The sequence below is a fragment of the Nitrospina sp. P1_D6 genome, assembly GCF_052156615.1.
Classification (GTDB): domain Bacteria; phylum Nitrospinota; class Nitrospinia; order Nitrospinales; family Nitrospinaceae; genus Nitrospina.
In genome coordinates, this window is sequence record NZ_JBQKUN010000005.1 from 168,372 (window position 1) to 191,472 (window position 23,101).

The window sequence follows — 23,101 nt, forward strand, 5'->3', positions numbered from 1 at the left end:
AATAAACCCGTTTTTTAAATATAGGTGAAAAACGGCCCAATAACAGGCTCATTCAGCAATTTCATGCTCCTCCAATTTTTATTCAGGCACATAAAAGCCGTGTTTTTTGTTGCGGTGCTTTTTTCCACCGAGTCCACACTTGCGTTTGAGAGCCTGAAAGGTCACGCCACCGGCAAAACCACCTGCCAGACGGCGTGTCATCAACCGGAAAACCTGGTGCGCGCCAAACTCGACAAGTTCGACAAAACCGAATGCCGCGCCTGCCATATGGGGTCCGGGAAGGTGGCCGGACAAAATCCATTCAGCAAGCAATCGTTGCATATCCAACCTGAGGATGCCATCCCCAACCGCCGGGTGCGATCGTTTCGTGGACCGGTACTGGCGGGAAAAACCACCGGCAGCGAAGGAAACAAAACCGTATTGTCCGGAAAATCCATTCCCGGCATGGTGTATGTTCCCGCAGGCGAGTTCATCATGGGTTCCAACGACCGCTGGGACGACGAGTCGCCGGAACACATTGCATTGACCGAAGCGTTTTATATCGACCTGTATGAAGTCACCAACGGAGATTACCGGGAATTCGTGAAAGCCACCGGCCACGAAGCTCCGTTTCACTGGCCGGACGGCAACCTGCCCAAAGGCAAGGAGAAGCACCCTGTCACCTACGTCAACTGGCTTGATGCGGATGCATACTGCAAATGGAAAGGCAAACGCCTGCCCACCGAGCAGGAATGGGAGAAAGCCGCGAGGGGTGAAGATGGAAATATCTATCCCTGGGGCAACGTATGGGTGCTCACCAAATCCAACAACCCCTACAAAGGCTCCACCGGCACAGAACCCGTCGGCAGTTATCCCGACGGACGCAGTCCTTACGGCCTGTTCGACATGTCCGGCAATGTTTGGGAGTGGGTGGACAGCTACTACCTGCCGCACCCGGGCAACCCCATCCCGAAAGCGGAGTACGGCCGTGAAAAACGCATCCTCAAGGGGGGGTCGTGGTTCGACTGCCTGTCTTACGGTTGCGGGTTGAGCGCACCGACCTTCAACCGTGCCTTCTTCAATCCGGAAGTGCGCAACAACAGTTTCGGTTTCCGCTGCGCTCTCTCCGCAAAACCTGAGAAATCCGCGCAATCCCAGTCGCCCTGACGGGCGGGATAAGGAACGCACCCATGGGCAACCGATTTCGCGAACGCAACCGGGAATTGCAGGATTCCGGGGAGCGTTACAAAGTTCACTGGTTCCGCAAGGTTCTGGTCTGGTTGCTCATCATCGGCTTCTGGATTCTTTTTTACTGGAGCCGGTCCTGACCCGCCTCTCCCCTATTCAGGGCGGGTTTCGCGCTGGTCGAATTGATGCCGCAGGATGGCCGGGTGCTGGTTCAGCAAATCAAGAGGTGGTTGGGCCGATGGATTCAACTTCAGCATCGTTTTCCCTTTGACATCCAGCAGGACCCGCCTTTCTGGAACCGGTTCGGTTTCCAGTTGCTCCTCTTCCTGCTCCGGCGGAAGGGTTTCCGGTTGGCCCACCGTCTCCATGTCGATTCGGGGCGGCAGCCCCGTGGCACCCGCATGAAAAAGCAAACCCTTTTTATAAGGGGACGCTTCCAACCCCTCAGTTTCGTTTCCATACTCAGGCAATTCATCGAGGGGCATCATGTGCGGTTCCGGGATCGGTAAGGTGTTCAGGCGGAATGTCAACCCCTTGTCCGGTTCGAACCGTCCGATCTCAAAACCGCGTCCGGCCAGCACCAGACCTTTGTCATGCACCTGCGTGGGTCGAGGTACAGGCCGATTGCTTTCGACCCAAAGCGATCTTTTGGGACGAGATTGCAGAACTTCCGGCAAGAGTTCGTATCGATTAATCTGCCGGTAATCGGATTCGGTCTGGGTGACCCGCTCTTTCACGGGGTAGGTTTTCGGTTTCGGCTGAAAACGTTGTTGCCAGTCCGGTGGCAGGGTGGAAGCCTTTTTTTCTTTTACAGGTTCGGGGGAAAGGGGACCCGGGCCGGGCTCCGTGTACAACTGCGCCACGATGGGAGGGAGGTCCACCGGTTCCAACCGGGCGTTCCAGACGAGGAACGCCAATCCTGCAGCCAGCCCCACAAGCACCTTCCACGTCGATGAACTGACTTGAATAGGCTTGGGCGGCGCAGGAGGAGGGGCGGTTTGCTCCTCTTCGAAATAATACCGGCGCTGTGGTTTTTCCTCCGGCGGAGGTTCCTGAGTCAGGTCCATAAATTTCCTGCCAATCCAAATGAGTCCTTTATCCCCATCGGCTAATTAAAGGAAAACCTGATTCCCCGCCCAAAAGGGATGGAAGAAAAGTTTTGGGTATCCGGGATCCCTCTATCCCGATCCCTTCAAAAGGCCCTGGCCAGACAACACCCCCTGATTGAGAGACTGGCATGGTTCTTGCTCATATTTAAATTATAAAGACTCGCGTCAAAATTTTGAACCCAATTCAACTGGAACCCCTATGACTACAATGGATACCGCCATGGCTAAAATACCGGACCTCAAGCAATACCTCGACCCCACCGGGGTGCAAGTGTTAAAAAAACGGCTCGTCGCCGGGCAGATCACCCCGACGGTTTTCAAACAGACCCTCACACGGCAGATGGTGAGCCAGTTTTTCCTGGAATACACACACCCTGTGGACCGGGCGTGGGAAAAAATGACCGGCATTTTGAGACGGGAGAGGTCGCTGATCCGTCGGGCTGACAAAGACAAAAAAGAATTGTCGGAACCGGAGACCGGCCTCAGCCACCCTTTTCCGTTACCCAGTTCGAAAAAAATGCAGTGAGTGAAGGGCCCTCCATAAAAGGTCTGCTCCACAAGGGGTAATGCATCACCTGCTGCCAGTTGGGTTTCCGGCGATGCGTTGAAATCCCCGGTCAATTTTGCTAGTAATGGAAAACAGCCCGAATTCTAAAAATCCCTCAGGGATATCGGGCTGTTTTTATTTTTGCAAAGGAGACCCTCTATGGATTTTGAGTCCCTCATCCATTCCATCATAGAAGATCATTCCTATATCCTGCAGGCCTTCGTTGTCGTTTTCGTGACGCTCCTTGTGGACTATTTCCAGAAAAGGGCGTTCGACCGGCTTCAGAAGCGCGCCGAAAGGTCAGCAAAAATCTGGGATGGAGCCCTGATTGATGCCGTTCGCAAACCGCTCCGGCTCGCCATCTGGACAATCGGCGTCTACACAGCCTCGGAAGTCATCGAGAAGGAAATCAGTTCCGTCGTTTTTGAAATGATGGGGCCGGCACGGGACACTCTCATCATCGGCAGCATCACCTGGTTCATCGTTCGCCTCATCAAAAACGGCGAAGAAGTGTTCCTGAAAAAAAAAGGAACCAACCTCGACCGCACAACGGCCGACGCCATCTCCAAACTGCTGAAGCTTTCGGTGGTCATCACCGCCTTTCTGGTGGTCCTGCAAACGCTGGGATTCAGCATTTCCGGGGTGCTTGCTTTCGGCGGCATCGGTGGTATCGCCGTCGGTTTCGCCGCGCGCGACCTGCTCGCCAATTTTTTCGGAGGATTGATGATCTACCTCGACCGCCCCTTTGTTGTGGGCGAATGGGTGCGTTCTCCCGACCGCGAGATCGAAGGCGTCGTGGAGCACATCGGCTGGCGGCTCACACGCATCCGTACCTTCGACAAACGTCCGCTTTACGTGCCCAATGCAGTGTTTGCTTCCATCACCGTGGAGAACCCCAGCCGCATGGAGAACCGGCGCCTCTATGAAACCATCGGCATCCGCTACGACGACGTTTCCAAAATGGGAACCATCGTGGAAAAGGTCAGAACCATGCTGGAGGGCCATCCCGAAATCGATACGGACAGAACCCTGATGGTCAACTTTGATAAATTCGCCGCGTCGTCTCTCGATTTTTTCGTTTATGCTTTCACCAAAACGACCGATTGGGAGCACTACCACGAAATCAAGCAGGATATTCTGCTTAAAATCATCAACATCATCGAAAAAGAGGATGCCGAAGTGGCCTTTCCCACTTCAACGATCCATCTGGCCAATGGTTGGAACGCACCTGTGGAGGAATCCGGAATCCCTGCAAAAGGGTACCAGTGATACAATAAGAGACTGGTGTTGCACGCGGATTGCCGTAGCCAAATCAAATTGACAACCCCGGAGGCGATTTGTAAACTGTGCTGGCCATAAGGACCTTTGTAGCCGTTCTCGTTCCGTCCACCACGCTCAACACCCTCAGTGCCATTCAGGATCGATTTAAAAAACTGGGGGTGCATGCGACCTGGACACGACCCGGAAACATTCACCTGACCTTAAAGTTTCTTGGGGACACCGACCCTCATCGCATTCCCGAGATCAACACCGCACTGGATGGGCTAGCCGCTGGGCGGGCCCCGTTCCAGGTTTCGCTGGGTGGGCTGGGCGTGTTTCCGGGATGGAAAAAACCCCGGGTGGTCTGGGTCGGGTTGGATGACCGGGAAGGCCATCTGGCTTCGCTCCAGTCAGGCGTGGAAAGCGCCGTAGAACCCTTGGGCTGGCCGCGGGAGAGCCGGGCGTTTTCTCCACACCTCACACTGGGCCGCATCAAGTCCCCGAAGGGTTGCGAACGGTTGAAGGTGGAAATGGACGATCTCGGGGATTTGGACCCAAGCCCAATTCAGGTCAAATCATTCAGCCTGATTCAAAGCAAGTTGACCCCCAAGGGTTCGATTTACACGGTATTGAAGGAAATCTCACTCCAGGGCCGGAGTCCGGACCCCTGATTCGTACTACCTTACCTTTCTATTAGGAGACGCCATGTCCATCGATCCGGATAAGGAAAAAGCCCTCGACCTCGCTTTTTCTCAAATTGAAAAGCAGTTCGGTAAGGGATCCATCATGAAGCTGGGTCAGGGTGAAGTGCAGAAGGTGGCCACCATTCCCACCGGTTCCCTTTCGCTCGACGCGGTATTGGGAATCGGCGGCGTGCCACGGGGCCGCGTGATCGAAATTTATGGACCGGAGGCGTCTGGAAAAACCAGCCTCACTCTGCACATCATTGCCGAAGCGCAGAAGGCGGGCGGGGTCGCCGCATTTATCGATGCCGAACACGCGCTCGACCCGCAGTATGCACGCAACCTGGGCGTCAACCTGGAGGACCTTCTGTTGTCCCAGCCCGATACGGGCGAGCAAACCCTGGAGATCGCCGAGGTGCTGGTGCGCAGCGGCGCGGTGGACGTGATCGTCATCGATTCGGTGGCGGCCCTGGTACCGAAAGCGGAGTTGGACGGTGAGATGGGCGACTCCCACATGGGACTGCAGGCCCGGCTCATGTCACAGGCCATGCGCAAGCTCACCGGGGTCATCAACAAATCACGCACGGCGCTCATCTTCATCAACCAGATCCGCATGAAGATCGGCGTCATGTTCGGCAGTCCGGAGACCACCACCGGCGGCAACGCCCTGAAATTCTATTCCTCGGTGCGACTCGACATCCGCCGGATCTCCGCCCTGAAGGACGGCGACAAAGTGATCGGCAACCGCACGCGCGTGAAAGTGGTGAAAAACAAACTCGCGCCTCCCTTCCGTGAATGCGAATTCGACATCATTTACGGCAAGGGCATCTCCCGCTACGGCGACCTTTTGGACCTGGGCGTGCAGAACGAAATCATCCAGAAAAGCGGCACCTGGTTTTCCTTTGGAGACGAACGCATCGGCCAGGGCCGCGAAAACTCCAAGAACTTCCTGGAAGAGAATCCCGACATCGCGCAAAAAATCGAAACCCAGATCCGGCAGAAACTGGACCTGCCGGTTCACGCAGCCCCTCCCACCGAGAACAGTGGAAATAACGGAGGAGAAGAAGTCGAGCCCAAAGCCTCCGGTAAAGGCAAAAAGAAGTAGCCCACGCAGGCCTGCCTCCGATGCCGGACGACGACGCGCTCAAACAGGCCCGCAACAGGGCTCTCCGCTACCTCACCTATCGCGACCGTACGGAGCACGAAATGCGGACCTACCTCCTGGGTAAGGACTTCGATACCTCCACTGTCGATTTGGTCGTCGATTATCTCAAACGCCTGGGTTACCTGGATGACACCCGGTTTGCCCTGCAATGGGGGCGGTACCGCATCGAAACCAAACGGTTCGGCCGTTTTCGCCTGCAACAGGACCTGCGCCTGAAAGGGCTTGCCGATTCCATCGTCGGGGAAACCCTGCGCCAGCTTTATGGCGAGGTCGATGAAAAGGAGCTGGCCCGCGAAGCGGCCGAAAGCAAACTGGTTAAATGGAAAAACCTCGATAAGCAGAAACAAAGGCAACGTCTCGCCGGGTTTCTGCAACGCAAAGGTTTCACCAGCGAAACCGTATTTGATACGGTAGAACGATTGATTCCTTACTGATTCTGCCTGACAATGGAAATGGCGGCGGTTGTGCCGGATGACTCCTTTTCTCGTTGAGCCCGCATGGATTTCTCCACATTCGCTCTCATTCCCCCTCCCCTGCTGGCGGGTACCGGTTTCCTGTTCGGCCTGGTGATCGGCAGCTTTTGCAACGTATGCATTGCGCGCCTCCCCAAAAAGGAATCCGTCGCCTTTCCCGCCTCGCACTGCCCCCACTGCAAAACGCCCATCCGCAAGCGAGATAATGTTCCCGTCCTGAGCTACCTGGCTCTCGGCGGTCGCTGCCGGAAATGCAAGGAACCCATCTCCCCGGTGTATCCGGCTGTCGAGCTGGTGACAGCTCTTTTATTGGCCGGGGTGTTGTATAAATTCGGTTTCACATGGACCAGCGCGATTTACGCCATCGTCATGCCGACTCTCGTCATCATCACCGTGATCGATATCCAACACCAGATCATTCCCGATAAAATCACACTTCCCGGTATCGCGTTTGGTTTGATTGCAGGCACCTACCTGAATGGTTTCATGGATTCCCTGATCGGGCTGGTGGTGGGGGGCGGCCTGTTCCTGTTTCTGGCAGAAGTGTATTTCAAGGTACGCGGGGCCATGGGCATGGGGGGAGGCGACATCAAGTACATCGCCGCGGCGGGAGCACTTCTGGGATGGGCGCAGGTGCTGCTCGTCATTTTTCTCGGGGCGATTTCGGGAGCGTTGTTCGGGGCGCTCGGCATGACAACCAAAAAACTGAATTTTCTCAGCCGGATTCCTTTCGGGCCGTTCCTCGCCCTGGCCACGGTTGTCTCCATTTTCTTTGGGGATGACATTTTAGGCCTTTACCTGAGCCTCATGGTTGTGGAACAATAGCCCACATCCTGAAAATTTCATTGTTGAGGAAACCCATGGAATCGCGTGACGAGAACCTGGAGCCGGATCGTTCGTCCGAAAACGGCGAAGACGGCTCCCCCGCCCCTTCCCCGATGGAAGAAAACGACAACCAGGAAACCGGTACCGCCCCTGACGAAACCCACCCGGAATCCGAGGTGGAAACCCTGCGCGCGGAAATCAGAAGAAACCGGCGGGAAATCACGGTCGTCAAAACCATGCTGTACATCAGCATCCTCGCGGTCCTTGGGGTCACCTTCTACACCATCAACAAAACCCAGGTTTTGCACCTGAAGGATTTGGGAACGCAGTTGACGTTGTCGCAGAACCAGGCATCCCTCAATCTCGGCGTCAAACAAAAGACCATGGACGAACGAATCAAGGCGCTGGAGATGGCCCTTCAGCAGGCCCTGCTGGACATGTCGAAAAAGCCGGAGCCACCCACCCCGCAGATCGACCACCCCGGACAGGTGAACCGGTTGGAAGAAACCATGACCGGTATCAATGGATCGCTTTCTCTGTTGAAACCGGAAAGCCCGATGGTCCGTGCGAAAGTCGAGTTGGTAAAAGAAAAGACCGAGGATATGGTTAAAACTTACAAGGAAGTCCTTCAGGAACCCGCCCCCTGATCACTGGATGGTAAAAATTCTGTCGAGCCGTTTCCCAGCGTCTTTATCCAGTTCCCACCCAATGGCCTGAACGTTTTCTTCCACCTGCTTTTCGTTTTTGACGCCGATCAAGGCCGTCGCCACCGCGGGCTGGCGCGTGACCCAGTTGATCGCCACGTGAGTGCAGGTTTTTCCCAGTTCACCGGCAACGGCTTTCATCTGCTCCACTTTCTCCACGTTGCGCTCAAACGCCTCACCCGTGAACTCGCCGATGATTCCCTTGCTCCGCCAGTCTTTGAACCTGGTGTCCTTGCCGTACTTGCCCGTCAACACGCCGGACGCAAGCGGGCTGTAGGCCACCACGCCCATACCGTTTACCAAACAGAACGGCACGATTTCTTTTTCGATCGACCTTTGCAAAAGGCTGTATTCCGGTTGCAGGGAGACAATTGGCCCCACTTCCAGGCACTCCTGCATCTGCCGGACATTGTAATTGCTGACACCGATGTGTCGGATCTTGCCCTGCTCTTTCAGTCGCATCAGGGCTTCCATGGTCTCGGCCTGCGGCGTGTCCACATCCGGCCAATGCACCTGGTAGAGATCGATCACGTCCGTCTGCAGGCGTTTGAGGCTCAGTTCGACTTCTTCCTCGATCGACGCGCGGGTCGCCACCTTTCGGATGGAGCCCAACGATTCTTTTTCCCAACGCAGGCCACATTTGGTGGCGTAGACCAGTTTGTCCCGGTGCGGTTTCAGGGTTTTTCCTATAATTGACTCCGAATGACCGAATCCATATACCGGCGCGGTGTCGAAAAAATTGATTCCCAGTTCCACCGCCTTAAGGAGAGCTTTCTCGGAGGCACGATCGCCCTCCGTCGTCCAGAACGGCGAACCGCCGATACCCCACGCACCAAAACCCAATACCGAAACCTTCAAATCGCTCGATCCCAACTGTCGATATTCCATGCCTTCTCCATCCATCCAGAAGTTTTTATTTAAGATTTCCGCCCTGTCTGGTCTAATATTGAACCATGGACCTCAACAGGGTCAAGTCACCATGCATGACACACAAAAAAATATAACAACGCTGACACACACGCATCATGAAATCTCTTCTCCGGGTTCTGGGCTACCTGAAACCCTACAAACCTTATGTGGCATGGACTCTGGGATTCGCCATCCTGACCACCCTTCTGGACCTCGTTCCACCGTGGCTCATCAAGATCATCGTCGATCAACTGGTGCAGGAGCAGGCCGGCAGTGCGATCTACTGGGTCGTGCTGGCACTCGTTCTCTCCTACTTCGGCCGTAATTTTTCAAATTACAAACGCATCCGGCTCAACAACAACCTCGAGCAGAAAGTGGTCTTCGACCTGCGGTCGCACGTGTACCGCTCCCTGCAGAAGATGTCGCTCAAGTATTACGAAAATCGAGCGACGGGCGAAATCATGTCACGCGTGAATGATGATGTGACCTACGTGGAGCGCATATTCATCGATGGTATCGAGCAGTTGGTCACGGCGGTCCTGACGCTCATCGGCATCACCATCATCATGTTTTTCCTGCACTGGAAGCTGGCACTGGCGTCGATGATCCCGATCCCCCTGCTGATCCTGGGTGCATGGAAGTATACCTTCAAGGCGCACGATCTGTACCACATGGTGCGTGAACGCGCGGCAAAGATGAACGGCATCCTTCAGGACACCATCTCCGGCATGAAGGAAACCTTTGCCTTCAACCGGCAGAATCACGAGATCGAACGGTTTGAAAAACGGAGCGACGCCTATTGCAAGGGAACGCTGGAAGTGATGAAGCTGTGGGCGTATTACTCACCCAGCATGATGTTTCTGGGATCGATGGGCACAGTGCTGATCGTGCTTTATGGAATTGGGCTGGTGCGTGGGGGGGAAATCACCGTCGGGACGCTGGTTGCCTTCATCGGCTACCTCGCTCTCTTTTACACCCCCATCAATCAATTGCACTCGCTCAACCACATGTTGCAACACGCACTGGCCTCCAGCGAGCGGTTGTTTGAAATCATCGACGCGGAACCGGAAGTGAAGGAGCCGGAAAACCCCATCGTGCCCTCCACCCACGTGCGCGGCCACATCGATTTCCGCGACATTCATTTTTCCTATGTCGAAGGCAAGGAAGTTCTGCACGGCGTTTCTTTTGACATTGAGCCGGGAGAGACCATCGCATTGGCGGGACATACGGGAAGCGGCAAATCGACGCTGGTGAAACTGCTCATGCGGTTTTACGATCCGACGGCGGGGGAGGTGCGCATCGACGGCTACCCGCTTCGCGAACTCAGCCTGTCCTATCTGCGCGAACAGATCGGGCTGGTATCGCAGGAGCCGTTTTTGTTCAATGGAACCGTGGCCGACAACATCCGTTACGGCAACCTTCAGGCTTCGGAGCAAGACATCCGTCGCGCTGCAAAAGCGGCGAATGCCGCGGGATTCGTCGAAAAACTACCTAATGGATACGATACGTTGATCGGGGAGCGCGGGGTGAAGCTGTCCGGCGGAGAGCGCCACCGACTCGCCATCGCCCGCGTGTTTTTAAAAGATCCGCCCATTGTGGTGCTGGACGAAGCCACGGCATCGGTCGATTCGGAAACCGAGATGCAGATCAAAGAAGCGCTTCGCCAGCTCATGGCCAGCCGCACCACGCTCATCATCGCGCATCGTCTGTCCACGCTGGAGGATGCGGACCGCATCGTGGTCCTGCAGGAAGGCACACTGGTAGAATCCGGAACGCATGAAGACCTGATTCAGGGAGACACCAGCTACGCGAACCTGTTCCGGTCTCAACTCCACCTTTGATTCACGTTTATCCGGAAATGATCATTCCTTCACCGGGCCGGTAACAAACTCGCCGAGATTTCGGAATTTTTCCTGCCGTTGTTCAACAAGCTGTTCTGCGCTCATCTGCGTCAATGCGTTGAGATGCACACGAAGGGCCTTTTTGAGCAGGATGGTGGCGCGCTTGTAATTGCGATGGGCGCCGCCGAGAGGTTCGGTCACAATCTGATCGATGACCTTCATGGTGATGAGCTGTTGCGCGGTCAGGCAAAGCGCATCTGCGGCCTGCTTCACCTTTTCTTTATCACCCCACAAAATCGATGCACAGCCTTCCGGCGAGATCACGGAATACACTGAATGTTCCAGCATGAGCACGCGGTTGCCCATGCCTATGGCCAACGCACCGCCACTGCCGCCTTCGCCGATGATGGTGGCGATGATCGGCACCTTGAGCCCCGCCATGACAAACAGGTTCTGGGCGATGGCTTCCGACTGGCCCTTCTCTTCGGCATCCACGCCTGGATACGCACCGGGGGTGTCGATGAACGTCACGATGGGCAGGTTGAACTTTTCCGCCATCTCCATCAAGCGCAAGGCCTTGCGGTAAGCGGACGGTTGCGGCATGCCAAAATTGCGAAGCAGTTTTTCCTTCGTATCGCGACCCTTTTGATGACCGATGATCATCACCGTGAGGTCGCCGAATTTCGCCATGCCGCCGATAATGGGCGCACCCAGTCCCCCATGACGGTCGCCGCTCAGCTCCTGAAAATCGGTGAAAATGCCGTTGATGTAATCCATGGTGTACGGTCGCATGGGATGACGTGCGACCTGCGTCTTCTGCCAGCCGTCCAAATTATTGAACGTGTCGTACTTCATGCGCCGAAGCTTTTTCCTGAGTTTGGCGATTTCGTGAGAGATGTCGCCGATGCTGTCATACATGTGCGACAGCGAAACAAGCTCGCGGATCTGGTTTTCGACCGCAAAAATTTCCTTTTCAAATTCGAGTATCTGCGCCATGAGTCGTGTCCGGGATCAGTAAAAGCCGAAGATGGGATAAATGAGGTTTTTGAGATAAGGAGACTGGTCGAGGGCTCTCGCTCCCTCGAAGCCGATACGGTTCTGCCCCAGCCGGAGCATTTCCAGCTGTGACAGGTGTTCCGCCTTCGCCAGCGCAAACGCGCCTTCATCGCCGATGTAATTGAAGTTCAAATCCAGATTTTTCAGGTTACGCAGGGATTCGGATTTGGCCAGCGCTTCCGCCCCGCGGTCCGTGATGTAATTGCCCGCCAGGCGGAGCGATCGCAGCTTGCTCACTTTGGATGAGTTGGCAAGCGCCACAATGGCCTCGTCCGTCAGGTTGTTGTTGCTCAGGTTCAACTCCTGAATCTCGCTGATATAGGGCGACTCCAAAAGGATCATCACCCCGCGGTCGCCTATGTAGTTCTTCTCAAGGTTTTCAAGAGAATCGGTTGCCTTCCATTCCTCGATCTTCTGCCGCAGGCGGAAATCCTTCAGCGCCTGCGCCCCTTCCTTGCCCAGCTTGTTGTAAGCGAGGCCGATGTGCATCAGTCTTTTGAAACTGGAAGAGTGGAGAATCGCCAAGGTACCCGCGTCACCCACTTCATTGTAGTTGAGATTCAGGTCCAGAAGCCCCGAAAGCGTTTGCGATTCTGCCAGGGCTTTGGCCCCCGCATCGCCGATCTTATTGTTGAACAGGTTCAGCGTTTCCAGATTGCCGAGATACGGAGACTCCGCCAGGTAACGTGCCCCCACATCGGTCACCCCGTTGTTTTCAATCGACAACTCTTTCAGGTTTTTCAGGTAGCGTGACTGCGCCAGCGCACGCACTCCTTCGTCGCCGATATCCCCTTTGTAAATCTTGAGCACGGTGACGCTTTCAAGAAGCGGGGAGTTGGCGAGGAACTTCGCACCGGACTCATGAATGATTTTTTCATTCAGCTTGAGCGACCGGTCATTGCGGCGCAGTTTCTTTTCTATATATTGGCCGAGATCTTCCGGCGTCATTTCCCAGACCGCGCCGGAGGTCATGATCCCGAGGCCCACCCACAACAAAAGTGCCTTGCAGGTCGATTTCATGTTTCGATCCACCTTTTAGAATCACAAAAGTTCGCTAAAATACATTATTTGTTTATTTTAGCAAGCGTTTTCATTTGTTTTCAATCGCATTCAGGCGCTTTTCCAATTCTCTCAGTTTCTGCGCCATTTCCGGCAGTTTGGGAAACATCGTAACGTATTTTTTCCAGGTCATGCCCGAGACGGCAGGGCTTCCACCGTAGAATCCCGCATCGGGAATGTCCTTGTTCACACCTCCCTTGGCCGCAACGATCACCTGGCTGCCGAGGGTCACGTGATCGGCCAGTCCCACCTGGCCGGCGAGGATGACATGGTGTCCCAGTTTGCAGCTTCCAGACAACCCCACCTGCGAGACGAGGATGGAGTGTGGCCCGATATCGCAGTTGTGCGCCACCTGGACGAGATTGTCGATCTTCGTTCCCTGCCGGATGACGGTTTCGCCGAACGCCGCGCGGTCGATGCAGGTATTCGCCCCGACCTCGACGTTGTCTTCAATGACCACCCGGCCGACCTGCATGATCTTCACATGTTCGCCTTTCTCGTTCGGCGTGTAGCCAAACCCGTCCGCACCGACCACCACACCGGAATGCAGAATGACGCCGCTGCCGATCTGCGTATCCCGATACACGGTGACGTTGGCATGCAGGGTGCAATCGTTACCGATGCGGCTCCCGTCGTGAACCACCACACCGGGATACAGTACCGTGTTGTCGCCGACGGTCACGTCTTTGCCGAGGGTGACGAAAGGAAAAACGGTGACGTTTTTGCCGAGCTTCGCCGTTGGATCCACAGCCGCGCGCTCGTCGATCCCGGGTTCGGGTTTCGGCTCGGGATGGAATGCGGCGAGGATTTTGGCGAACGCAAGCTGGGGCGCGGGGTGGATGACCTGCGTCATTCCTGTTTCCATCGGCTCTTTGACCAGCACCGCCGAGGCGGGAGAAGTTGCCAGTTTGTCCTTGTATTTTTTATCGGCGAGGAAGGTGATGTGTCCGGCCTGGGCGTGGTCGAGTCCGCACGCATCGGTGATGTCGATCTGGTCGTCGCCCTGCACGGTGCCGCCCACCTGCGCGATGATGTCCTTCAGTTTCATACTGCCTCTTGGGTGTGAAAGGTTACAGAATCAATTCCTTGTCGATCGGTTTGATCTCGCCGTCCACCAGTTGCAGGACCCGGTCCAGGCTTTTGGCGATGCGTGGACTGTGGGTGACAATGACAAACGTCTGGTTGGATTTCTTGTTGAGATCGCGCACCAGGTCCATGAATGCATCGCTGGATTTTGAGTCGAGGTTGCCCGTAGGCTCATCCGCCAGCAAAAGATCCGGTTGGTTGACCAGGCTCCTCGCCAGCGCCACCCGCTGGGTCTCACCGCCGGACAACTCTCCGGGCTTGTGATGCAGGCGGTCTTTCAATCCCATCTGCGTGAGCAGGCCCACGGCTCGCTCGCGAAGCTCGCCCTCATCCTGCCCCCCAATGAAACCGGGAAACAGCGTGTTTTCCAGTGCGGTGAAATCCGGCAACAGGTTGAACAACTGAAACACAAATCCGATATGGCGGTTGCGGAACTGCTCCAGGAAACCGTTTTTCTTGGCGAAGATGTCCTGTCCCTTGAATTCGACCGTTCCCTTCTGCGGGTGGTCGAGGCCGCCCATGATGTGCAGCAACGTGCTTTTGCCCGCCCCGCTGGCGCCGACGATACCGAGGACCTCCCCCGTCTTCACCTGCAAGTCGGCATTCCGGAGCACCTCGACCGACTCCGCATTGCGCCGGTAGGCTTTCCACACGCCGGTCACGCTGAGCAGGATCTCTCCGCGCGGATCATTCATAACGCAATCCGTCCACCGGGTCCAGCCGCGCCGCGCGCCACGCGGGATACAGCGACGCCGCAAAGCAGATGAGAATGGAAAATACGATGATCAAAAAAGAATCGAAGTATTGAATCTCCGACGGCAGGCGGTCGAGGTAATACACATCGCTCGGAAACGCCTGGATGCTGAACATCGACTCGATGAAACCGACGATCTCATTCAGGTTGGGCACGATGGTGAATCCCGCCACCACCCCCAGCCCCGTTCCGACGAGACCGATAATCAGTCCCTGCATACTGAAAATTTTCATGATGCTGCCGCCGGTGGCCCCCATGGATTTCAAAATCGCGATGTCCTTGGACTTTTCCATGACCACCATGAACAGCGTGCTGATGATGTTGAACGCGGCGACAAGAATGATGAGGATGAGAATGATGAACATGGTGATTTTCTCCAGCTTGAGCGCCGAAAATAAATTCTTGTTCATCTGCATCCAGTCGCGGGTGATGTAGGGGAACTCCAGCTTTTTCTGTATGGATTCGGCGGTTTTCCACGCGAGGTCAATGTCCTCGACCTTGATCTCCACACCCGTCACCGTGCCCTTCATATTGAACAGCTTTTGTGCGGATTCGATCGACACGAACGCGAGGTTGGCATCGTATTCATACATACCGGATTGGAACAGCCCCACCACCTGCACCATCTTGATGTTCGGGATGACGCCCAGCGGGGTCATGCGCACCGAGGGCGCGAGCATACCGATGACATCCCCCACCGACGCGCCGAGCGAGCGTGACAACTCCACCCCGAGAATGATCCCCTGCCGATGGATATTCGATTTACTGGGGGCGGTTCCTGCCAGGTTCTCCAGTTTGCCCTCCACCATGTTCTTCTCAAGATCGGAGATGTCGCCCTCCCGTTTGGGATCGACACCGCGGATCACCACACCGGACGTGCGCTGGCCGTAGGTGAGCATCACTTGCTTGAGGATGAACGGCGCCGCCGCCTTCACCTGCTCGACTTCCTTCACCGTACTCACGATTTTTTCGTAATGGGCGATGCCCTCGCGCTCGAAACTCGTCACCACGATGTGGCTGTTGGTGCCGAGGATCTTGTCGCGCAGGTTCTTACTGAAACCGGACATGACGGCGATGACCACGATGAGCGCCATCACGCCCAGGGCCACCCCGCCGACGGAGATGAAGGTGATGAGGGAGATGAACTTGTGGGATTTCCGGGAGCAGAGATACCGCCAGCTGACTCGTAATTCGTAACCCATGACGATGGCAAGTGAGGTTGACCGAAACCGGACCGCAGTCCGGATGATTAGAGTACGGCGTTCAGGATTCTTTTTTCAACTGCGGGAACAAAATCACATCCCGGATGGACGGGGAGTTGGTGAAAAGCATGGCCAGGCGGTCGATGCCGATGCCCTCGCCCGCCGTCGGCGGCATGCCGTATTCCAGTGCGCGGATGAAATCGAGGTCCATCCAGTGTGCTTCCTCGTCTCCCGCATCCTTCTGCGCCACCTGCTGTTCAAACCGGGCTTTCTGGTCGATGGGATCGTTCAACTCGGTGTACGCGTTGGCCAGTTCCCGGCACCCGACAAAAAACTCGAAGCGTTCCACCAGGTTTGGATCGTCTTCCTTTTTTTTGGACAACGGCGACAGTTCCAGCGGGTAGTCGATGATGAACGTCGGCTGCACCAGCTTCGGTTCGACAAAGTGATCAAACAGCTTGCCCTGAACCTTGCCCAGCGTGTCGCGTTTTTCCAGCGGCACCTTGTGCTCGAGCGCATAGCCGGTGATCTTGTCGTAATCCTGAAGCACGTCCGCGGGCACGCCCCCCAACTCCGTGATGGACTGAAAGAACGTGTACCGCTGAAACGGTTTCGACAGATCGAGGGTTTCCGTACGGCCTTCCTTGTCGTTAATCGTGCAGGGGAAGGTGAGCGTGTTGAACACGTTGGTGCCGATGTAACGGAACAACTCCTCGGTCAGGTCCATGAGATCCCGGTAATCCGCGTAGGCGGTGTAAAACTCCAGCATGGTGAACTCGGGATTGTGCTGGGTGGAAATGCCTTCATTGCGAAAATTGCGGTTGATCTCGTACACCCGGTCGATGCCGCCGACCACCAGCCGTTTCAGGAATAGCTCCGGCGCCACACGCAGGTACAGTTCCATGTCGAGCGCATTGTGGTGCGTCTTGAACGGTTTCGCCGTCGCGCCGCCGGGGATGGACTGCATCATCGGCGTTTCCACTTCCAGGTAATCTCGATCGTTCAAAAAGGTGCGGATGGCCTGGATGATGCGGCTCCGCGCCACGAACACATCCTTCACCCCGGGATTGACGATGAGGTCCACGTACCGTTGACGGTAACGTAGCTCGACATCTTTCAAACCGTGCCATTTTTCCGGAAGCGGCAGGAGCGATTTGGAAAGCAGGGTGACCTTCGTGCAGAACAGGGTGAGCTCACCCGTTTTGGTTTTGGACAACCGCCCTTCGGCGCCGAGGAAATCCCCCATGTCCACCTTGCTGAACCATTCGTAGTTGTCCGCGCCGATATCGTCCTTCTTCACGTAAATCTGGAACTGTCCGGTGCCGTCCTTGATGTGGCAGAACGTGGTCTTGCCATGCTTGCGGCGGGTCATGACGCGCCCGGCGACGACAAAATTCAGATTTTCCTCGTCGAATGTTTCCTTGCTTTTATCCCCGTGAGCGGACAAAAGATCGCCGATATGCGCGTTGACCTTGAAGCGGTTGATGTAGGGGTTGACACCCATCTGCCGCAGTTCATCGAGTTTGTCGCGGCGCTGTTGTAGAAAATTGCTGGTCTCTTCCATGAATTCGGAGGCTAGGGAATTTGAAGGAACACACCCGCGTTCAGCAAGCGGGTGCATGGGAGTTTTCGGATTGTTGATGGACCGCCTTTATCAGCGGGCAATCTGCACAAAGCGGGATTCGCGCACCACCGTGATCTTGATCTCGCCGGGGTACGTCACTTCCTTTTCGATGCGTTTGGCCACGTCCTTGGACAGCAGGATGGCTTCCTCGTCGGTGATATTGTCGGGAACGACGACGATGCGCACCTCGCGTCCGGCCTGGATCGCATAGGTCTTTTCGACGCCCTTGAACGAATCGCCGATTTCTTCCAGCTGCGACATGCGTTTGACGTAGGTCTCCAGCATTTCGCGGCGCGCGCCCGGCCGGGATGCGGAGATGGTATCCCCGGCTGCAACCAGCACGGCATAAATGGAATCCGGTTCGATGTCTTCGTGATGCGCGCCAATGGCATTGATCACGTACTTGTGTTCGTTGTAGCGATTGGCGATGTCCACGCCGAGCTGGGTGTGCGTGCCGTCGGTCTGCCGGTCGATGGCCTTACCGATATCATGCAGGAGTCCGCAGCGTTTTGCCAACTGCACATCCAGGCCCATCTCGGAAGCAATCGCGCCGCACACCCACGCCACTTCCTTGGAATGCTGGAGTACGTTCTGCGTGTAGCTGGTGCGGTACTTGAGTCGGCCCAGCAGCTTCACCATGTCCGGATGCATGCGGTCCACGCCGACGTCCATCACCGCCTGCTCGCCGGCATCGATGATGTCCTGGTTGATTTCCTTTTTGCACTTGGAGACCACTTCCTCGATGCGGCCGGGGTGGATGCGTCCGTCGAGGGTGAGTTTCTCCAGCGCGCGGCGCGCGATCTCCCGGCGGATGGGATCGAAGCTGGACAGCACCACCGCACCCGGCGTGTCGTCGATGATGAGGTCGACGCCCGTGCTCTGCTCGAGCGCCCGGATGTTGCGTCCTTCACGTCCGATGATGCGGCCCTTGATGTCGTCGTTCGGCAACTCGACTACCGACACCGTGGTTTCCGCCACGTGGTCGGAGGCCAGCCGTTGCACCGCCATGGAAATGAGCCGGCGGGCTTCTTCTTCCGCATTGGTCCGCGCCTCTTCCTCGATGCGCTTCACCTGACGCGCCGCATCCTGGCGTGCCTCTTCCAGCATCTGGTTGCGGATCGCTTCCTTTGCCTCCTCGGCCGTGTAGTTGCTGATGGATTCGAGTTTTTTGATCTGATCGACGACCAGCGTCTCGTATTCCTTTTTCTGTTTCGCAACCGCGGCTTCTTTTTCGTCGAGTTCCTTTCCGCGGTACTCGAAATTGCGTTCCGCCTGGCGGTTTTTTTCGATGAGGTTGTTCAGCTCGGTCTCTTTCTGGCGCAGGGCCTTCTCCTGCTCACGCAGCTCGCCCATCTCACCCTCCAGTTCCTTCTCCATGCGGGCCCTGATGGCGATCTGTTCTTCCTTGACCTGGAGTTCGGCTTCCTTCTTGAGCCTTTCCGCTTCCTTTTCCGCTTCCTGAAGGATCCTGGCGCCCAGTTCCTCCGACTCTTTCAACTGAAACTCAGAGAGTTTCTTACGCAGAAGGTATCCGGCGAAAAACCCGATACCCAGGGTCCCGGCCAGGCTCACAATCAATGTCACCAAGCTCAGTTCCATACCACCCGTTGCATTTCCCATAACGTAACCCCTGGTTATATCTCAAAACATCCTGCCCGAACGGAACCCTCCGCTCAGCAATGAATGATCTCTTTCTCAGTTATGACTTTGTGAACGCGCCGGTCCAAAGGGCTTTGAGGCAGGGTGTCGTGAATCTGGAAATCGAAAGCCAGTGCAATCCTGCCTGCGCGGTCGTTCAACCGGTCCAGAAACCGGTCGAAGTACCCCTTGCCATACCCGATGCGTCCCCCTTTCCTGTCAAAAGCCAGACCCGGCAGCAAAACCAGGTCGATTTCCTCCGGCGGCACCCGATTGAGGAACCGGTCTTCCGGCTCGCGGATACCGAACGGCCCGGTTCGGAACTCGATGTCCCATCCCGGAAGGTGCGTGGCGGTGAGTTCGCCTGACCGGGAATGGACGACCGGCACGCACACGCGCTTGCCGACATCCAGCGCTGCGCTGACCAGACCGTCCGTTTCCACCTCACCGGGAATGGACAGGTAAATCAACATGGTACCCGCACGCCGGAACGCATCCAGTTCCAGCACCGTTTCGGTGATGCGGCCGCTCAGCGTTTTCAGGCTTTCCGGATCCAGGGTCCGGCGATGGGCCAGAATCTCTTTCCGGATGACTGCTTTCGAATGCAAAGAGCCCTCAATATTCCGTGGGTGAAACCAAGTAAAGAGGGTCAGGCTCTGGAGGAGTCGGTGGAAGCGGTCTGCCGCGTCAACCGGACCCTTCCGAATCACGGGAAGAATCGGGTTTGCGCTGGCTTGTAGCACCCGGCCGCACTGCACAAGGCGAGAACCTACCGGCAAACCGTTGGGGAGTTGTCCAGATTTTATATTTAATAACGTATCCCTGATTCAAGATCCGTTGATCCTTTTCAAAATCAAAACCGGTCCCGCCTGATTTTCAGCTCGTCCCTTACTGGGAACTGGCGACCGGGTTTACCGCCTGCACACCCACTAAAATATTCGGAAATGCTTCCCCGCGTGTGCCGTGTCAAAATCAGTTTTTGAACCTGCCAAGGACAGGTGGGTTCTCCGTGAACTGTTTTAGGCTTCCTCCGACGGAGGCTTGCTCACCACAGCCAGTTTCGATCCCGTTGGTTAATGTTGGCTCAAGAATTGATTTTATACTCGAGCACCACAGGGAAGCACTGTACCCCATTTTTCGATCAATCGTAGCACAACCCCCGAACCCCCTCAAGCCTATTCTTTTGTGTCATTTACCGGGGTTTTCGCGGGTTCGCGCCAGTTCGTTTTCCAGCTTTTCGGAAAGGGAACGGGTCCGTTCCTCCAACTCTTTTTTTTCCGCTTCGTTTTCCATCTTCAGGGCTTGAAATTGTTGTTTCAATTCAAATAAATCCTGCGCGATATTGAGCGCGGCGAGCACCGCCACATCCGCCGGAACGGTACGGCTGGTAGACGAAAGCTCCCGCATGCGGGAATCCACATAATCCGCGAGTTCCTGCAAAGACACGCTGGAAGAGGTCGCTTTGACGGTGTATTTTTTTCCGTAAATCTGGATCTGCGTGCCGGGAGCCATGGCCGTCACTCTGCCGGAATGCGGTGGAGCTGTTCGAGGATGCCGCGCACTTTGGTCCGCATGGTTTTTCTCTCCTCCTCCCAGCGTCTCTGCTCCGCTTCCAGGCTGGCGAGGCGGTTCAGTTTCGCCTGGGTGCCGTTCTGCTCCTGCGAGAGAGATTCCACCTGCTGTCGCAGTTGCCGGACTTCGGTTTGCAAGCGAGCGTTTTCTTCCCGCAGGGTGCGGGCGGTCTCGATCCATTCGGAGACGAGGCGCTCCAGCTTGTCAACCGGGTGCGTGGACATGGGCGAATCGTATCACCGGGCGACAGGGGTGTCAATTGCATGGGAACGGCCTGGCAGGACCCGTTACTGGTCGCGGAGAGTGGCTCCCACCTGGTCGTCCAGTGCCTTCACAATATTTTGGAAAACGGGGTTCACTTCCTCGTCGGTCAGGGTCTTGTCCGGCGACTGAAATGCAAGGGCGTAGGTGAGGCTTTTCTTCCCCTCCGGAAGTTTCTTCCCCTCAAATTGATCGTACAACTCCACCCGGCTCAACAACGGCTGTCCCGCCTCCCGGATGAGGTCGCTGATCTCGCCCGACGCCACGGGCTTGTCCACCAGGATGGAGATGTCGCGGTAGGTCTCGGGAAACTTCGGCAGGGGCTGGAATTTTTTGCGACCCGGCAGGCTCTCAGCCAGGAGACCGACGTGAATCTCCAATACATAAGCAGGGGTGTCGAGTCCCATTGCGGAAGCCCGTTTCCCTTCCACTTTACCGCAATAACCTATCTCCCGGCCCTCCACGGTCCAGGCCGCCGACTGCCCGGCATCGAGAAAGGCGCGGCTGGCGGACCCGGTTTGCGCTTTCACGCCGAAGCCCTCCAGCAGCGATTCCAGCACGCCCTTGATATCGAAAAAATCATGCCCGGCGTTGGCCCCCTTCCAAACGCTTGTCGGATGCGGTCCGGCAACCAGCACGGCAATACAGGTATTCTGAACCGCCTTCTGCCCGCCGTTGGGTTGGTGGAAAATGCTGCCGGCCTCAAACAGGCGCACTGATTTATTCCCTTTATTGATGTTGCTGATCGCGGTCTTCAAAAGACCGGGAATGAGGCTGGTGCGCATGGTGCCGAGATCGGCACTGATCGGGTTGTCGAGATCGATCGTCCCGGCAACCCCGGGCGCGAACGCCGTCATGAAATTCGTCGCGTATTCCTTTTCAATGAAACTGTAGTTCACCGCCTCGGCGTACCCCAGGTGGCACAACCGTGCGCGGGCCTCCTGCACGAGGGTGCGGGTCGGCGAATCGATCACCGGCGACAACGCCCCTCTCGGACTGGTAACAGGAACCTGGTCATAGCCGTCCAGCCTTGCGATTTCTTCGATGAGGTCGATCTCGCGTTGCAGGGTCGGGCGGAAGGCCGGCACTTCCACCAGAAATCGTTCGCCGGCCTGTTCTTCTTTGGCTATTTCCAGTCCCAGTCCCTTCAGGTATTTAACAATTTTGTCCGCCTGCAACTCAGTGCCCAGCACCTGGTTGGTACGGGAGACGCGGAGAGAAATCTGTTTGCGCGGCACAGGGTTGGGATAGATATCGAAACGGCCGTTTAAAATCTCGCCTCCCGCCAGCTCGCGGATCAACAACGCCGCCCGGCTTTGTGCGGTGATGACGGCCTCAATGTCGGCGCCGCGCTCAAAGCGATACGAGGAATCCGAGCGCAGGCCGTACTTCTTGGATGCCTGCCGAACGGTGACGGGATCGAAGTACGCGCTTTCCAGAGCCACGGTGGTCGTGTCCTTGTTCACCTGGCTGTTGGCGCCGCCCATGATGCCAGCCAGCGCGATGGGCTTTTCTCCGTCCGCGATGACCAGCGCGTCGGGATCGAGCCGCAGTTGCGTGCCGTCCAGCGCCACGAACGCTTCCCTGTCCCGGCCACGACGTATGAGGATACGGCGGTTTTTGAGCAGGTTCAGGTCGAAGGCGTGCAGGGGCTGTCCGTATTCCATCATCACGAAGTTAGTAATGTCCACGATGTTGTTGATGGGACGGAGTCCGATGGCGATCAACCGTTCCTGCAACCACCTGGGAGACGGCGCGACCTTGACGTTGTCGATGACCAGGGCGGCGTAACGTGGGCACAACCCGGTCTCTTCGTTATCCACCTGCAGGGCATCGGCGGCCGGTCTCGAGGTGAATGCTTTTTCCAGCTCGGGGTCCGGCTCCGGCGAACGGAACGCGGCTCCGGTGAAACCCGCGATTTCCCTCGCCACACCCAGGTGGCTCAGGCAGTATCCGCGGTTGGGCGTGACGTTCAACTCCACCACCTCGGTGAGGTTGCCTCCGCCCAGGTCCACCGGTTCGTCGGCTTCCACTTCCAGCCCGCCCATGGTCAACAGGTGACACAGGTCTTCCTTGGACATGTCCCACTTCACGTATTGCCTAAGCCAGTCCAACTGAACTTTCATGTCTCAAACCCTTGATTCGCAAAATTTCAAAGGATTATAG

At 56.3% G+C, this 23,101-nt stretch carries 23 protein-coding genes and 1 other RNA gene; 10 read left to right on the top strand and 14 right to left on the bottom strand.

The features are described 5' to 3' along the window. Window positions 1–99: 99 nt before the first annotated feature. Together ACTRXA_RS10375 and ACTRXA_RS10380 are read left to right on the top strand one after the other, a co-directional pair. Window positions 100–1,146: a formylglycine-generating enzyme family protein gene (locus tag ACTRXA_RS10375; protein ID WP_442427122.1), complete on the top strand. Its 1,047-nt coding sequence runs from the start codon at window positions 100–102 to the stop codon at window positions 1,144–1,146. A gap of 23 nt (window positions 1,147–1,169) precedes the next feature. Then, window positions 1,170–1,307 (top strand): hypothetical protein, encoded by a 138-nt coding sequence (locus ACTRXA_RS10380; RefSeq protein WP_442427123.1) that lies wholly within the window; start codon window positions 1,170–1,172, stop codon window positions 1,305–1,307. Window positions 1,308–1,319: 12 nt separating this feature from the next. On the opposite strand, the gene ACTRXA_RS10385 is transcribed toward ACTRXA_RS10380, so the two are convergent. Then, a complete protein-coding gene (locus ACTRXA_RS10385) occupies window positions 1,320–2,234 on the bottom strand; it encodes a hypothetical protein (protein ID WP_442427124.1) in 915 nt (304 codons plus the stop codon). Window positions 2,235–2,496: 262 nt separating this feature from the next. Between ACTRXA_RS10385 and ACTRXA_RS10390 the strand changes: the two genes are divergently transcribed. From ACTRXA_RS10390 to ACTRXA_RS10420, 7 genes are all read left to right on the top strand, one after another. Next, complete coding sequence (locus tag ACTRXA_RS10390; protein ID WP_442427125.1) at window positions 2,497–2,802, top strand: hypothetical protein; 306 nt, start codon at window positions 2,497–2,499, stop codon at window positions 2,800–2,802. Between the two features lie 180 nt (window positions 2,803–2,982). Further along, window positions 2,983–4,092, top strand: coding sequence for a mechanosensitive ion channel family protein (locus ACTRXA_RS10395; protein ID WP_442427126.1), 1,110 nt, complete (start codon window positions 2,983–2,985; stop codon window positions 4,090–4,092). 77 nt (window positions 4,093–4,169) lie between these two features. Beyond that, a complete protein-coding gene (gene thpR, locus ACTRXA_RS10400; RefSeq protein WP_442427127.1) occupies window positions 4,170–4,754 on the top strand; it encodes an RNA 2',3'-cyclic phosphodiesterase in 585 nt (194 codons plus the stop codon). Window positions 4,755–4,788: 34 nt separating this feature from the next. After that, window positions 4,789–5,871: a recombinase RecA gene (recA, locus tag ACTRXA_RS10405; protein ID WP_442427128.1), complete on the top strand. Its 1,083-nt coding sequence runs from the start codon at window positions 4,789–4,791 to the stop codon at window positions 5,869–5,871. Between the two features lie 20 nt (window positions 5,872–5,891). Next, a complete protein-coding gene (locus ACTRXA_RS10410; protein ID WP_442427129.1) occupies window positions 5,892–6,365 on the top strand; it encodes a regulatory protein RecX in 474 nt (157 codons plus the stop codon). 63 nt (window positions 6,366–6,428) lie between these two features. Next, window positions 6,429–7,229 carry a prepilin peptidase gene (locus tag ACTRXA_RS10415; RefSeq protein ID WP_442427130.1) on the top strand — a complete coding sequence of 267 codons (801 nt, stop codon included), beginning with the start codon at window positions 6,429–6,431 and terminating at the stop codon, window positions 7,227–7,229. Window positions 7,230–7,264: 35 nt separating this feature from the next. Further along, entirely contained in the window at window positions 7,265–7,876 is a 612-nt protein-coding gene (locus ACTRXA_RS10420; RefSeq protein WP_442427131.1) for a hypothetical protein, read from the top strand. Here ACTRXA_RS10420 and ACTRXA_RS10425 read toward each other — a convergent pair whose 3' ends face one another. Then, on the bottom strand, window positions 7,877–8,821 hold the full coding sequence (locus tag ACTRXA_RS10425; RefSeq protein ID WP_442427132.1) for an aldo/keto reductase: 945 nt from the start codon (window positions 8,819–8,821) through the stop codon (window positions 7,877–7,879). 137 nt (window positions 8,822–8,958) lie between these two features. Between ACTRXA_RS10425 and ACTRXA_RS10430 the strand changes: the two genes are divergently transcribed. Continuing rightward, window positions 8,959–10,683, top strand: coding sequence for an ABC transporter ATP-binding protein (locus ACTRXA_RS10430; RefSeq protein ID WP_442427133.1), 1,725 nt, complete (start codon window positions 8,959–8,961; stop codon window positions 10,681–10,683). A gap of 21 nt (window positions 10,684–10,704) precedes the next feature. On the opposite strand, the gene ACTRXA_RS10435 is transcribed toward ACTRXA_RS10430, so the two are convergent. From ACTRXA_RS10435 to pheT, 12 genes are all read right to left on the bottom strand, one after another. Next, window positions 10,705–11,679, bottom strand: a complete 975-nt coding sequence (locus ACTRXA_RS10435) for an acetyl-CoA carboxylase carboxyltransferase subunit alpha (RefSeq protein WP_442427134.1) — start codon at window positions 11,677–11,679, stop codon at window positions 10,705–10,707. Between the two features lie 15 nt (window positions 11,680–11,694). Further along, window positions 11,695–12,759, bottom strand: a complete 1,065-nt coding sequence (locus tag ACTRXA_RS10440; RefSeq protein ID WP_442427135.1) for a leucine-rich repeat domain-containing protein — start codon at window positions 12,757–12,759, stop codon at window positions 11,695–11,697. A 70-nt stretch (window positions 12,760–12,829) separates the two neighbouring features. Next, a complete protein-coding gene (gene lpxD, locus ACTRXA_RS10445; protein WP_442427136.1) occupies window positions 12,830–13,846 on the bottom strand; it encodes a UDP-3-O-(3-hydroxymyristoyl)glucosamine N-acyltransferase in 1,017 nt (338 codons plus the stop codon). A 22-nt stretch (window positions 13,847–13,868) separates the two neighbouring features. Beyond that, window positions 13,869–14,579 (bottom strand): ABC transporter ATP-binding protein, encoded by a 711-nt coding sequence (locus ACTRXA_RS10450; RefSeq protein ID WP_442427137.1) that lies wholly within the window; start codon window positions 14,577–14,579, stop codon window positions 13,869–13,871. Continuing rightward, entirely contained in the window at window positions 14,572–15,840 is a 1,269-nt protein-coding gene (locus ACTRXA_RS10455; protein ID WP_442427138.1) for a lipoprotein-releasing ABC transporter permease subunit, read from the bottom strand. The genes ACTRXA_RS10450 and ACTRXA_RS10455 overlap by 8 nt, the downstream gene beginning before the upstream one ends. Window positions 15,841–15,901: 61 nt before the next feature. Continuing rightward, window positions 15,902–17,404 carry a lysine--tRNA ligase gene (gene lysS, locus ACTRXA_RS10460; protein WP_442427139.1) on the bottom strand — a complete coding sequence of 501 codons (1,503 nt, stop codon included), beginning with the start codon at window positions 17,402–17,404 and terminating at the stop codon, window positions 15,902–15,904. A 90-nt stretch (window positions 17,405–17,494) separates the two neighbouring features. Next, window positions 17,495–19,063, bottom strand: a complete 1,569-nt coding sequence (gene rny, locus ACTRXA_RS10465) for a ribonuclease Y (protein ID WP_442427140.1) — start codon at window positions 19,061–19,063, stop codon at window positions 17,495–17,497. A gap of 74 nt (window positions 19,064–19,137) precedes the next feature. After that, window positions 19,138–19,710, bottom strand: coding sequence for a 5-formyltetrahydrofolate cyclo-ligase (locus tag ACTRXA_RS10470; RefSeq protein WP_442427141.1), 573 nt, complete (start codon window positions 19,708–19,710; stop codon window positions 19,138–19,140). A 337-nt stretch (window positions 19,711–20,047) separates the two neighbouring features. Beyond that, window positions 20,048–20,224, bottom strand: a non-coding RNA gene (ssrS, locus tag ACTRXA_RS10475) — 6S RNA. 66 nt (window positions 20,225–20,290) lie between these two features. Beyond that, entirely contained in the window at window positions 20,291–20,614 is a 324-nt protein-coding gene (locus tag ACTRXA_RS10480; protein WP_442427142.1) for a cell division protein ZapA, read from the bottom strand. A 5-nt stretch (window positions 20,615–20,619) separates the two neighbouring features. Continuing rightward, complete coding sequence (locus ACTRXA_RS10485; protein ID WP_442427143.1) at window positions 20,620–20,898, bottom strand: hypothetical protein; 279 nt, start codon at window positions 20,896–20,898, stop codon at window positions 20,620–20,622. A gap of 63 nt (window positions 20,899–20,961) precedes the next feature. Next, the gene (gene pheT, locus ACTRXA_RS10490; RefSeq protein ID WP_442427144.1) at window positions 20,962–23,061 is read right to left on the bottom strand and encodes a phenylalanine--tRNA ligase subunit beta; all 2,100 of its coding nucleotides are present in this window, start codon (window positions 23,059–23,061) and stop codon (window positions 20,962–20,964) included. Between the last annotated feature and the right edge of the window lie 40 nt (window positions 23,062–23,101).